Annotated in this window: 12 protein-coding genes; 4 read left to right on the top strand and 8 right to left on the bottom strand. The window is 60.0% G+C overall.

Annotated elements, in window-relative coordinates:
• Positions 1-3: 3 nt before the first annotated feature.
• From WFR25_RS15105 to WFR25_RS15085, 5 genes are all read right to left on the bottom strand, one after another.
• A complete protein-coding gene (locus tag WFR25_RS15105) occupies positions 4-1,116 on the bottom strand; it encodes an alkene reductase (RefSeq protein ID WP_336972043.1) in 1,113 nt (370 codons plus the stop codon).
• A gap of 74 nt (positions 1,117-1,190) precedes the next feature.
• Entirely contained in the window at positions 1,191-2,090 is a 900-nt protein-coding gene (locus WFR25_RS15100) for an SDR family NAD(P)-dependent oxidoreductase (RefSeq protein WP_336972041.1), read from the bottom strand.
• A 45-nt stretch (positions 2,091-2,135) separates the two neighbouring features.
• Positions 2,136-3,224 carry a Gfo/Idh/MocA family protein gene (locus WFR25_RS15095; protein ID WP_336972037.1) on the bottom strand — a complete coding sequence of 363 codons (1,089 nt, stop codon included), beginning with the start codon at positions 3,222-3,224 and terminating at the stop codon, positions 2,136-2,138.
• A 110-nt stretch (positions 3,225-3,334) separates the two neighbouring features.
• Entirely contained in the window at positions 3,335-3,721 is a 387-nt protein-coding gene (locus tag WFR25_RS15090) for a limonene-1,2-epoxide hydrolase family protein (protein WP_336972036.1), read from the bottom strand.
• Positions 3,722-3,753: 32 nt separating this feature from the next.
• Positions 3,754-4,548 carry an enoyl-CoA hydratase-related protein gene (locus WFR25_RS15085; RefSeq protein WP_336972035.1) on the bottom strand — a complete coding sequence of 265 codons (795 nt, stop codon included), beginning with the start codon at positions 4,546-4,548 and terminating at the stop codon, positions 3,754-3,756.
• Between the two features lie 177 nt (positions 4,549-4,725).
• On the opposite strand from WFR25_RS15085, the gene WFR25_RS15080 reads away from it, so the two are divergent.
• The 4 genes from WFR25_RS15080 (at position 4,726) to WFR25_RS15065 (ending at position 10,249) form a co-directional block, all read left to right on the top strand.
• The gene (locus WFR25_RS15080) at positions 4,726-5,685 is read left to right on the top strand and encodes a hypothetical protein (RefSeq protein WP_336972032.1); all 960 of its coding nucleotides are present in this window, start codon (positions 4,726-4,728) and stop codon (positions 5,683-5,685) included.
• Between the two features lie 21 nt (positions 5,686-5,706).
• On the top strand, positions 5,707-6,594 hold the full coding sequence (locus tag WFR25_RS15075) for an enoyl-CoA hydratase-related protein (RefSeq protein ID WP_336972030.1): 888 nt from the start codon (positions 5,707-5,709) through the stop codon (positions 6,592-6,594).
• A 449-nt stretch (positions 6,595-7,043) separates the two neighbouring features.
• A complete protein-coding gene (locus WFR25_RS15070) occupies positions 7,044-9,293 on the top strand; it encodes a TonB-dependent receptor (protein WP_336972028.1) in 2,250 nt (749 codons plus the stop codon).
• A gap of 77 nt (positions 9,294-9,370) precedes the next feature.
• A complete protein-coding gene (locus WFR25_RS15065) occupies positions 9,371-10,249 on the top strand; it encodes a TIGR03619 family F420-dependent LLM class oxidoreductase (RefSeq protein ID WP_336972026.1) in 879 nt (292 codons plus the stop codon).
• Positions 10,250-10,304: 55 nt separating this feature from the next.
• Here the strand turns inward: WFR25_RS15065 and WFR25_RS15060 are convergent, their stop codons facing one another.
• The 3 genes from WFR25_RS15060 to WFR25_RS15050 all read right to left on the bottom strand — a co-directional run bounded on the left by WFR25_RS15060 (position 10,305) and on the right by WFR25_RS15050 (position 12,830).
• A complete protein-coding gene (locus WFR25_RS15060; protein ID WP_336972024.1) occupies positions 10,305-10,520 on the bottom strand; it encodes an SRPBCC family protein in 216 nt (71 codons plus the stop codon).
• Complete coding sequence (locus WFR25_RS15055) at positions 10,498-11,697, bottom strand: aromatic ring-hydroxylating oxygenase subunit alpha (protein ID WP_336972022.1); 1,200 nt, start codon at positions 11,695-11,697, stop codon at positions 10,498-10,500. The genes WFR25_RS15060 and WFR25_RS15055 overlap by 23 nt, the downstream gene beginning before the upstream one ends.
• Positions 11,698-11,828: 131 nt before the next feature.
• Positions 11,829-12,830, bottom strand: a complete 1,002-nt coding sequence (locus WFR25_RS15050; RefSeq protein WP_336972020.1) for a hypothetical protein — start codon at positions 12,828-12,830, stop codon at positions 11,829-11,831.
• Between the last annotated feature and the right edge of the window lie 42 nt (positions 12,831-12,872).

The following is a 12,872-nucleotide window of genomic DNA, read 5'->3' as shown; positions in this document are numbered from 1 at the left end:
CCGTCAGGCGTCCTGATAGGCCGGATAGTCGGTATAACCCTTTTCCTCGCCGACATAGGCAAAGTCGAAATTGGCGGAGGCCAGCGGGGTTCCATTGCGGAAGCGGGTCACGAGATCGGGGTTGGCGATATAAGGGCGGCCAAAGGAAATGGCGTCGGCTTTACCGCTGGCGATGTACTGCGCTGCGGTTTCCGCGTTGAAGCTGCCATTCTGGATGATCGTGCCGCCAAACACCGCGCGTAGCCGCTCCATCACGGGATAGTCGGGCTTTTCCATGAAGCCCGAGGCGATCGGTTCGATCAGGTGGATATAGGCGAGGCGATAGTGCTGGGCGAGGGCGCCGATCGCTTCGGTCAGCGCGCCCGGATTATCGTCGCCCATGCCCTTGCGTTCGCTGGTCGGGCTGACGCGCAGACCGACGCGGCCGGGTTCGATCTCCGCAATCACAGCCTCGATGATTTCCTTGAGGAAGCGGATGCGGTTGGCGACGTTGCCGCCATAGCCATCCTGTCGCCGGTTGGTTTTGGATTGCAGGAACTGGTCGATGATATAGCCGTTCGCGCCGTGAATTTCTGCGCCGTCGAAGCCCGCTTTGCGGGCGTTGCATGCGCCTCTGCCATAAGCGGCAACGACCTGATCTATATCGGCCTGCGTCATTTCACGCGGGACGACATAGGGCTTCATCGGCAGAAAGCCGCCTGCATAACCTTCCGGTGGCGGGGCCATCGTCTCCCCTTCGCCAGCGATGGGGGAGGGGCCGATCGGCAATGCGCCGCCGATATAATCGGGTAGAACCAAACGGCCCATATGCCAAAGCTGGCAATAGATGCGCCCGCCCGCCGCGTGGACGGCATCGGTCACACCCTGCCAGCCTGCCACCATCGCGTCCGACCAGATGCCGGGCGCCCGATACCAGCCCATGCCCAGCGGATCGACCGCCGTGGCTTCTGACACGATCAGGCCCGCATCCGCGCGCTGGGCGTAATAGACGCCTTGCATGGCGGTGGGGACATTATCCTCGTCCGCGCGGGCGCGGGTGAGCGGCGCCATTATGATGCGGTTGGGGCTGGCGAGCGTGCCGATGGTAAGTGGCTGGAACAGGGCGTCAGCGGACATGGTGGCTCATTCTTTTCAACAAGATAAGGGAGCGAGAGGGGAGATATCCTCCCGCCCCGTTACAGGTGGAACGATCAGGGATCGAGCCATTCGCCCGGATTGATGCCAGCGTTGGAGCGCGCGAATTTCAGGATCTTGGCAACGCGCTCGCCGAGCACCGTAGGATCTTTCGATGCCTCGCAACTCGGGCCATGCTGCCAGCTTTCGGCAACGGTTATGCCATAGCCCCACACTTCGAACACGCGACCGCTGACATAGCCGGCTTCCGGACTGGCGAGCCAAGCAACGAAACCGGCGATCCATTCGGGATCACGGCGTTCGAGCTGTTCGGGCGTCCATTCGCGCAGGCCAGCGGTCATGCGGGTTTCAGCGCGTGGGGCGATGGCGTTGACGGTCACGCCGATGCGGCTGAACTCGCGCGCGGCTACCTGGCTGAAGCTGGCGATGCCGCCCTTGGCCGCCGCATAGTTGGCCTGGCCGATATTGGCGAAGAGCGCCGAGTGCGAGGTCGTGTTGATGACGCGTGCGTCGGGTTGGCGACCGGCCTTGCTTTCCATGCGCCAGTAATTGGCGGCATGATGGGTTGGCGCGAAGGTGCCCTTCAAATGCACTTTAACCACGATGTCCCATTCATCCTCGGTCATGTTGACGAGCATGCGGTCGCGCAGAATGCCTGCGTTGTTGACCAATATGTCGAGGCGGCCGAACGTGTCGATCGCCTGGCTCACCATCTCACTGGCACTGGTCCAGTCCGATACGTCGCCGCCATTGACGACGGCTTCGCCGCCCTTGGCCTTGATCTCCGCGACCACTTCCTGGGCTGGCGACAGATCAGCTCCGCCACCGGCTGCGTCGCCACCAAGGTCATTGACGACGACCTTGGCGCCCTGTTCGGCTAGCTTCAGGGCATAGGTGCGACCGACGCCGCGTCCTGCGCCGGTGACAATGGCGACTCTCCCCTCAAGAAAACTCATCTTCCTTACCTCGCTTTTATAAAATGATGGATGGGGCCGCGCGCCCTAAAGGGTGACGCGGCTGCCCTTGGCTGCGGATTGTTCGATGGCGTCGATCAGGCGGTGACGCTTCACCGCATGATCGAAAGTCGGACAGGTGGACGTGCCGTCGCGCAGATCGTTGGCGAGCCGGGCATAGGCCTGCGCGACATTCTGGGCGAATGGCGGAACGTCAGGCGTCCATTGATAGTCTGCGGGGATGTCGAGCGGCGCGAGCGCCTGATCCTCGCCGCGAGCACCGGTCACGGTGAGGGGGAACATCTGAGCATGACCGGCATCGGCGGTCGCCACGATGTCACCTTCCGTACCATTGATTTCCCAGCGGAAATTGGTCCCGCGCGAAACGTCGCCACGATAATGGATGGCGGCGACCGCGCCGCCCTCCAGTACGCCCGAAATGGCGATCTGGTCTTCTGCCGTCATCGGCATTGGCTTGCCTTCGGGGACCAGCGTGAAGCTGGTGCGCCGGTTGGCGAGGGTGGCGGTCAGCGAGGTGAATTCACCCAGGCACATGGCCACTGCGTCGATCGTGTGGCCGAAAGGAATGGTCAACAGCGTCGCGCCATTGGCCTTGTCGGCGGTATAGGCATTGGGCTGGTCGATAAAGGCGCCCCAGTTCATGCCCGATCCGACCAGCGTGGTGGACAGAACCTGCCCGACATAGCCCTGCGCGATCAGGTCGCGGACATAGTTGAAGCTGGGAGCGGAGCAGGCCTGAAGGCCAACCGCGCCGACCACGCCCCTGGCCTTGGCAAGCGCGGCCATCTGTACCGCTTCAGCCAGCCCGTTGCCGAGCGGCCATTCGCAATAGACATGCTTGCCCGCCTCGATCGCCGCGGTGGCGAGTTCCAGATGGTGCGGCACCTTGACCGCGACGACCACCAGATCGACGTCGGGATCATTCACCAGCGCCTGATGATTGTCATAGGCTTTGGCCACGCCGAACTCGGCGGCGGCGGCGGACGCGCTTTCCTGCCTTGTCGTGCTGAGCGCGCGGATCTCATAATCGGGCAGCGCTTGAAGCGCGGGGATGTGGGACAGGGCGGCCCAACTGCGGCCGGGCGCTACGCCAATGATACCGACGCCGATCGTCATGTTTTTCACCTCTCCATATAGTCCGCTATCATTTGGTCCGTAAGCGTACTATATTGTTTGGAGGCGGACTGCAATGCTTCTGGTCGCACTCATCGGTAGAGTGATTTGCCTCAGGCTGACGCGATGGCGTCCATCGCTGCCTGAAATTGCGCGGAATCGAAATAGTCGCGCCAGTGCGTCACCAGCCCATCACGTAGTTCGAACGTGCCCATGACCGGCATTTCCAGCCATTTTCCACCAAGCAGAAAGCGATCCAGCCGTTCGGTCAGAACCGATCCGTCCGTTCCTTGTGCGATGTGTACTATCTGCCAGTCGATCGCGGCGGCATCGGCCACGAAGAGCGAAAGCCCCTCGCGGATGGCTTCATGCCCGACCAGCGGCGCCCAGGGGATATTGTGATAGATGCAGTCAGGCGCCATTGCCGCGAGGATGCCGTCCAGATCGCGGCGGTTCCACAGGGCGATGAAGGCAAGGACATGATCCTGATTCGTAGGCATGATATTTCTCTCCGTGGTTTGACCTTCAGGATCTAGCGCCCGGTCCATTGTGGCGTGCGCCGCTCGACAAAGGCGCGTTTGCCCTCGACCCCATCGGCGCTGTCCATGACGGTCCGGGCGAGCGGGTGGTTGGCGATGTCGAGCGCGGCGGCAAGGTCGGGCAGGTCAAAGGAAGCGTAGGCCACTGCCTTGGAACAGTGAATGGCCAGCGGGGCGCAGGCGACGATCTGTGCGGCCCAGCGGCGGGCCGTGTCCATGAGTTGATCGGGGGCTACTACTTCGCTGACGAGGCCTATCGAGAAGGCTTCCGCCGCGCTGACCGTGCGGCCGGTGAGGATGATGTCCATAGCGCGCTTCATGCCCACCGCGCGAGGAAGACGCTGGATGCCGCCGCCCAGCGCCGCCCAGCCGACCTTGGGTTCGGGCAGGGCGAAGCAGGCCTGATCGGACGCAATGATGAAATCGCAGGCCAGCGCCAGTTCAAACCCGCCGCCCAGCGCCATGCCGTTGACGGCGGCAATGATCGGGAGGGGATAATCAGTCCTGCCGTTGAAGCCGGCAAAGCCGGTCGGCGCCAGTTCCATGACGCCGGTTTCCAGATTGTCCTTGAGGTCATAGCCCGCGCAAAAGGCACGCGTACCCGCGCCTGTAACGATGATCGCACGTACATCGGACCTGTCGGGCAGTCGGTCGAACACGCCGGACAATTCATGATGGGCGGCGGGGTGTAGCGCGTTCATCCGTTCGCTGCGATCGATGATCAGGGTGGCGATGCCATTTTCGACCGTCAGCGCATAATGGTCGCCGCGTTCCGTGGATGGGGTCATGATTGGTCGGGTGTCCCGTAAAAAATCTGGCGTTTTCGTCCTTTGAAGCGCGATCTTTCTAACCCGATAGTATGCAAGATACCATCTTTGCGCATTTCGGTTGCATAATTATAATATGCTATCATACTATATTGTAAATAGTCGACCCGATCGACCCGCAGGCAGGAGAGTGATCATATGCTGTTGCATGAGGATTATCCGCATACCGTTCCCACGCGCGCCTGGTTGCGATGGAAAGAAAATTACTTCTGGGTCTTCATGGACCCGGAGAGGGACATTTGCTGCCTGGCGCATTGCACGGCCGAGCCGACCTATGACCGTGCCTTTGCGTCCTTCACCGTGCTGCACAAGGGCAAGACGCTCATCAGCGGCAAGGATGTACCAATGCCCTCGCCCTTCGAGCATCAGAAGGTGCTGAACTATGGCGGCCTCAGGCTCAGCTTCCTCAAAGCTCAGGCGGAGTTCCGGGTGGAGTATGAGGATGAGAATGTCTCCGCGGTGCTCAATTTCACGCGTCGCATGCACCTGTTCGATTTCCAGGCCTGCGCCGACGTCAATCCGGACTGGTTCTCCATCTCCGAAAACACCGCGTTCGAGCGCAACTCCTTCCGCCATCAGGGCCAGTGCATGAACGCGACCGGTACGATCGCCTTCAAGGCGGGCGAATGGGCGGGTACGTCGATCGACGTCGATGGATCGGGCTATCGCGACCATAGCTGGGGCATGCGCAACGACCAGTTGACGCTGGACCACAACTGGTCCTTCTTCAACTTTCCCAGCATGGGCTTTCACCTGATGCGCGTGCGTAACGTCATCCGACCGGCCAATATGACGGCAGAAGGCTATATCGCCCGGCCGGAGGGCAATGAGGTGATAAAGGCGCTGGACATCGAGAATGTCGGCGAAGGCCCCGAGGGCATGCCCGACAAGGTGATCTTCCGCGCGACGACCTTGAGCGGCGAGCCGTTCACGCTGATCGCCGATGTCGGCAACGCCTTTGCGCGCTTGCCTCTGCATTCGCAGAAGCCGGGCGCCAAAGTCTATCTCAACGTCGAGAATATGTGCCGGGTGCGGTGCGAGGAAACCGGCGAGGAAGGCTTGGCCAATGTCGAGATCGGCGCGCTGAAAGACGCCTGACGCGGTTTGGGGAGAAGGACGGTGGAGGCGCCTGAATATTTCCGGTTCAACGTGCATGAGCATGTGGCGACGATTACCTTCGACCGGGCGGACAAGCTGAACGCCTTTACGCGACAGATGGCGCAGGATTTGGTGGGCCTGTTCGACCGTGTCGATGCCGATGATGCTATTCGCGCTGTCATCATCACCGGCGAGGGCCGTGCCTTTTGCGCGGGGGCGGACCTGTCTCCGGGCGGGTCGTCGCTGTCGGGTGGGCAATCTGCTGGGGAGGATGCTGACGTTGACTGGTCGGACCCGGCGACCCGCGACTTTGGCGGGCTGATTACGCTGCGCCTGTATGAATGCCTCAAGCCCGTGATCGTCGCCTTCAACGGGCCAGCGGCGGGCATGGGCGTGACCATGGCGTTGGCGGCGGATTTCCGGCTGGCATCGAGTACGGCCAAATTCGCGCTGCCCTTTACGCGGCGAGGCATCGTCCCCGAGTCGGCCTCCAGCTGGTTTCTGCCGCGGATCATGGGCATTGCCACGGCGCTGGAATGGATGCTGACCGGGGCTACCTTCTCAGCGGAGGATGCGTTGGCGGCGGGGCTGGTGCGATCGCTGCATGCTCCCGATGACCTGATGCCTGCTGCACGTCGGCTGTCCGCCGGTATCGCGGACAATACGGCGCCAGTTTCGGTCGCGTTGACACGGCAGATGCTATGGCGATCGCTGGGTATGGCGCATCCCATGAATGCGCACAGGATTGAAAGTCGGGGGATTTATAAGCGGGCACGGGCGGACGATGTCCGCGAAGGCGTGCAGAGCTTTCTGGACAAGCGGCAACCCGATTTTCCAGATCGCGTATCTGTCGACATGCCTGGGTTTTTCCCCTGGTGGCGGCCGGTCGATTATTCCGATCCCGATTAGGAGTGCGACATTTGCGCCACGTGGCAGGGGCAATGCCCTGCACAATGCGATTTAGGGCTTTGCACCATTGACCGCAGAAACGGACCGGCATATAAGTGAGCATGCATACGGTATAAGAGCATTCAATATGTAATTGACCTAAATTCATTTGTTTGGGATGTGCCGTAAAATTCATTCTCAGAATATCTTAAGAAAAATAAGTTAAATCGTAAAATATTACAGTAAATTTCAATAATGGAATAAGTATAAATTCCAATATTCGACGTATACAATATTTAGGGAGGATGCAGATGTCTGGAACGTCCGTAATTTCGACGTGCTTTAGCAATCGTGTACGTGCTGGGTTGATGCTAACTTGTGCCACGATTGTTGGCGCAACGTCGGTAGCGCCCGCAGCGCAGGCGCAGACTCAGCCGCAGAGTGGCAATTATCAGCTAGAGGACATTGTCGTGACCGCGCAGAAGCGGTCGCAGAATGTGCAGGATACGCCGCTGTCGGTTACTGCGGTTTCCGGAGATGCATTGGTATCGCAGGGGATCAACTCGGTTCAGGAACTTAATCGTATCGATCCTGCACTCCAGATCGGCCAGGCGACCGGCACGGTTACTACCTTCATTCGCGGAATCGGCAATCCGGTGACGACGTCAGGTAATGAGGCAAGCGTTCCGGTCTATATCGATGATGTTTATTTCGTGCGCGCATCGGTGCCTTTCTTCGACCTGGTCAGCGTCGATCGCGTGGAAGTGTTGAAAGGCCCGCAAGGCACTTTGTTTGGCCGTAATGCGTCGGGCGGCGTGATTTCGATCTACACCAAAGACCCCAGCCAGGACGCCGAACTGGAAGCCCGGATGGGCTATTCCAACTATGAAACGATGGACGCGAAATTCTATGGCAACATGCCGATCACGGATCGGCTGGCGGCCAATTTCGCGTTGAGCTGGCATAATCAGGACCAGGGTTGGGGACGCAACCGCAAGCTGGTCGATCAACTCGATACATCCAAGGGCTATCAACCGGGCGGTGACGATTACTGGAAGGGGCGCAGCCTGAGCATGCGTGGCAAGGTGCTGTGGGAACCCACGGATACCACCTCGGTCAAGCTGATCGGCTATTATCAGAATTCGTTGAGCCAGATTGGCATCTATTCCCGTCCTTTCCCCGGTACGGTCGGCGGATCACCCGACCCGGCGCACAATGGCGCGGGTCCCATCCCCAACGCGCCGACGCCATCCCAGGTGCTGCCGCCGTTGAGCTTTTATGACGTGTCACTGGCCGAAGAGCAGTTCTCCAAGTCAGAGGGCTGGGGCGTATCCGCGCGCATCGACCAGGAACTGGGCTTTGCCGATATCGTCAGCATCACCGCCTATCGCAAGAATGACGAAGTTTATCATTCGTCCGGCAACTATTCGGATTATGATTGGCTGGTCTATGATCTGAGTGTCATCGACAAGCAATTTTCGCAGGAATTCCAACTGAAATCCAATGCAGGCAGCAAGATCAACTGGATTTTGGGCGCCTATTATCTGAATGCCGATGGCGGTTTCTCTCCGGCAATCATCGATGGGCCTGGCCAGAATGCCAATGGCATCGAATATATCGAGATTAGCGGCAGGCAGAAGGTGAAATCCTATGCTGGCTTCGGTCAGTTGACGGTTCCACTGGGCGAGATGACGAATGTGACCGGCGGCTTGCGCTACACCGTCGATAAGGTGGCGGGCAACGGCTATACTGATGTGCATTTCTTCCCCGGTGTGTTTGGTCCAGCGCCTTTCGTGCTGCGTGCGCAGCAGTTCGATGCGAACAACGATTTTGGCGGTCCGCTCGGCAATGCCATCGTCGATGGCGACAACCCCAATGCCAGCCGCACGTTCAAGAAGTGGACGTATAAGGCGACGGTTGATCACAAGTTCACCGACGACATCATGGCTTATGCCACGTACAGCCGCGGTTATAAGGCGGGAACGTTCAACACCCTGCCTCTCGACCAGAAGGCGCTCAGCCCCGAAGTCGTGGATGCCTATGAAATCGGGTTCAAGACCGAATTGTTCGACCGCCGGGTCCGTTTCAATGTCGCGGGCTTCTGGAACGATTTGTCAAATCCGCAAATCCTGGCCCAGCGCAACGGGCTTGTGTTCCTGAAGAATGCCGGCTCCGCCCGGACAAAGGGTGTGGAATTCGACACGACGGCGGTGGTTGCCGATGGCCTGACCTTGCGCTTTGCGGGCACCTATCTTGATGCCAAATATCGCAAGTTCGGCGATGTCGACGGCGATGGTGGCCTGGATTGTGCCTCCTATGTCTATTCGCCGATAGCGCCGGGCAATCTGGACCAGATCAATATCAATTGTAGCGGCAATCGCATGCCCTATGCGTCCAAGTGGAAGTTCAGCGGTGGGTTTACCTATGAAAAGGGCATTGCAGGGGCCGGTCTCGTCAATCTCGACGTTAATGGGAACTGGTCGAGCAGCTTTAACTGGGATGCCGATAATCTGATCAAGGAGCCTTCACGCTTCATCCTCGACGGAGCGATCGGCTTCACCCCGGAAAAATGGGACAAGGTACAGTTCCGCTTCTGGATGAAGAACATCACCGGCAAGAAGTACAACATCAACTATTATGCTCAGGCATCGGGATCGGCCTTCTCGTCCGCTCCGGGCGCGCCGCGCACCTATGGCGGCGAGCTTGTCTTCAAGTTCTGAGCCACAGGCTTTTGATTAAAAGGGGAGGAAGGGGCGGCCAGACGATGGCTGCCCCTTCTTCTTTTCCAGGCGGAGCGATGACGATGAAATATTGGCTGCATATTCACAACAGCTTGCCCGAACAGGGTCTGGAACTGGCGGAGATGGCCGAGCAGATCGGCTTTGAAGGGGTGGTAGGCGACGATCACTGGTTCATGCCCGCCGGGTCGGGGGATCATGATCCCAATGAACGCGCTCCCCTGCCGATGGACTATGTGTTTCCCGACATCTTCGTCTTTGGCGGGGCAGTGCTGGCACGCACGCAACGGTTGAAATTCGGGTCATGCATCATGGTATTGGCCAACCGCACCAACCCGTTCCTTGTGGCCAAGGCTGCCGCGACGCTGGCGCGGATCAGCGGGGATCGCTTCGTCATGGGGGTGGGCACCGGATGGATGCGCGACGAATATGACATGGCCGGGGTCGAATGGAAGACGCGCATTCCCCGGACGCTCGAAATGATGGAAATATTGCGCAAGCTGTGGGGCGAGGGGCCGGTCGAGCATCATGGCGATTATTTCGACTTCCCCCCGACCTTTGCCGAGCCGCGCCCCGCGCGAGCCATCCCGATCTATATGGGGTCGGTCGCGCCCGCTGCATTGCGCCGGACTGGGGCCGTTGCCGATGGCTGGATGGGCATGACGACGAAGCTGCCGGAGCTCGCAGGACAGATTGCGCTGATCGAGGAAGGACGGCGTGAGGCTGGGCGGGCGGACCTGCCCTTCGCTTATATGGTCGGCCTCGCCCGCAACGAGGATGGGTCGCTGCCATCGCTGGACGATTACAGGCGCGCGCAGGATATGGGCGTGACCCAGCATCATGTCGGGCCGATCGACCATGCGCTGGGCGTGCTGCGCTCCAGCTTCGACGACAAGAAACGTTTTATCGAGGATTTCGCCAAGCGCGTGATGCGCTGATACGAAAAAGGGGGCGCCGGAAAATAGTCCGACGCCCCCCTTTTTTCACCAGCCCTTAGCGGGCGATGTCGCGGTCGATCAGTTCGTGCCAGGCCTGGATCATGCCTTCCTGATAAGCGCCAAGGCGCGAATGCGGCGCGGCGGGATCGGCGGCCTTAAGGCCACGCTGCACGAGCGGCAGATTGCTCATGTCCTGGTCGAAGATCATGCCGAGGAAACTATAGGCAGGCGCCATTGCGGCGATGCTCTCATGCTCGCCAATCTCGATCATTTCGGCCGCAGGGGGGCGAGGCTGTCCTTCGGGGCCAGGGCATCAGCAGGCGGACGTCGAAATAACAATAGTTGGGGTCCGTCTCATGCGGCAGGAACTGATAGGCGAACGGCACCGCTTCCGAGAGCCAGAGGGTGAACTGCGGGTAGAGAAAGTAGAGCGAGCTATCGACCATGACCGCGTCGGGTTGCGTGTTGGGGCGTCCATAAGCATCTTCATAGACATCGCGTGCCCATTGGCCGACCTGCGCGCGAATGTCGGCATCCGGGTTCAGGTCTGGCATGGTGGCGTCGGGATAGTGCCAGACCTGCTGCACCTGCGCGAAGGCCATGCCGGCAGCGAGCGCTGTTGCCGATGAATCCGCATGCATGCTGGGCACGGCGGACGGCACGGCTTCGCGACCGACCGCGCCCATCGGCGTGGTGAAGATGTCATATTGCGATTGGCTGTCGCCGGTGAAGGGTACACCCTCTGGATGGGTGGCGTAGAGGTGATAGGATTCCTGAAAAGCCTCTTGCGTGGCTTTCCAGTTGGCATGGACCAGCTTGCGGAAGCGCGCCTTGGTATAGCGGTTCTCCGGCTGGAACTCCTTGAAATGCTCCGGCATCGGGCCAAGCGCGTCGCGCAGAGGTCCGGCGTCCTTGTCGGCATTGATGAAGATGAAGCCGCCCCAGCGGTCGAGCTTAACTTCAGGCAGGGAGCCGTTGAGGCGGTTGATGTCCGGGAAATCCCAGTGGCTGGGGATGCGTTTGAGGCGTCCGTCCACATTCCATTCCCACGCATGATAGGGGCAACGGATCGTCTCGGCCGCTTCCTTCTTGGCGCACAGCATCGTGCCGCGATGCAGGCAGCTATTGTGGAACGCCTTATATTCATCCTCGCCGGAGCGAACGATGAAATAGGCGTGCGGGCCAACCTGAAGGGGCACGCGGTCGCCGACATTGGGGATGTCTTCCTCGCGGCAGGCGAACAGCCATTGGCGGGTCCAGATCTTGTCCAGTTCCAGTTGGAAGAAGGCCGGATCATGATAGCGGGCATAGTCGATTTCGCGCCGGTCGGGCTGGTGATCGCCGCGCGCGGCCATCGCGACATTGTTACCCACGGAGTCGCGGTCCCACAATTCGCTGAGCAGCGGGCGGTCCTTGCTGCCGTAACCGCGCGTGAGGGTCGTTGCCATGCTACTCTCCTTGTCGGCGATCCTCTGGACCATGCCTTTCGTATGCTAGAATACTATAATCCTAAGATCGTTCCCGTTCAAGGGGAATTGCGCCGCGATGTGCCTATGCTCGCAACGCGCCGCCCTATATATCAGGCCTCGGCTTTGTGGACGCCGGGGATGGTTCGTTCATAGCAGCCATAGCCGGGCACCGAGCCGTTGAGCGTCAGCGTCACCGACTGTTCGTTCAGCACCAGCGTCGGCCCCGGATCACTGGGATAGACGCCGACATATTGATCGTTGGGCGACACCAAAGAGAGGTAGGAACTGCCATGATAGCCCGCCGTGTCGATGGTTAGCGTGCCATTGGCATAGCTCAACATAAAGCGGATCGGGTCTTCATCGCGGGCGACATCCTCGCACCGTTCGATCGTTTCAATCTTTGCCTCGAAGCTCTGATTGCCTTCATAAACAATGGCTTCGGAGAAGACGACCTTGCCATTGCTTTTGGTCTTGGCGTCGAACAGCATGAAGGCGATGCCGTTTTCGAAATAGCCCTGAAGCCACTGGTGGCTGTGCAGGTCGATATTGTCGCGGGCGCCCAGGCTGTGGTCGCGATTGGCCATGGCGTCGAACGGGAAGACTTCGCCGCCGACCCGGATTTCACCGGTCAGGCGGCCGGGTTGTTCGATATGTCCGGCGGGCAGGAAATCCTGAAGGCTGCCGACCTTGTGCAGATCCCAGATGTCAGCGTCGGACTCGAAGGTCAGGTCAAAGGTCATCGGCGTGCGGCGACCGTCGCCGACGATGCCGTCCAGCATCTGCTTTGCGGGCACGCGCATCACGCCGCCGTTGAAATTGTAGGACAGCTTGCGGCCGGATTCGAGAATGCGGATAGCGAAATGCGGGCCGCCGGGGCCGTCTGCTGCCGAGCGGGCATTGCCGATCGCGCGATGCGAAATCACCGTGTCGTCGGGCAGGCGGATGATGACCATCTCGCGGAACATGCTGAGGTCATGGCGCCAGCGGCCCATGTGGAACCAGAAGCCGACACCACTCTTGGGATCATAGCCGGCGAGGCAGAAGTTCTCGCTCCAGTTGGCGATGTCGGGAAAGGGGCCTTCCCACGGGGTTTCCTTGACGGGTACGTCCACTTCTCTCTCCTTGGGGTTTCGATTGGCCGGGATCGTAGCCCG

The sequence above is a fragment of the Sphingobium aromaticiconvertens genome, from assembly GCF_037154075.1.
Lineage (GTDB): Bacteria > Pseudomonadota > Alphaproteobacteria > Sphingomonadales > Sphingomonadaceae > Sphingobium > Sphingobium aromaticiconvertens.
The sequence above is the reverse complement of the archived record's forward strand: the minus strand, read 5'-3'. Positions and strand labels throughout refer to the sequence as shown.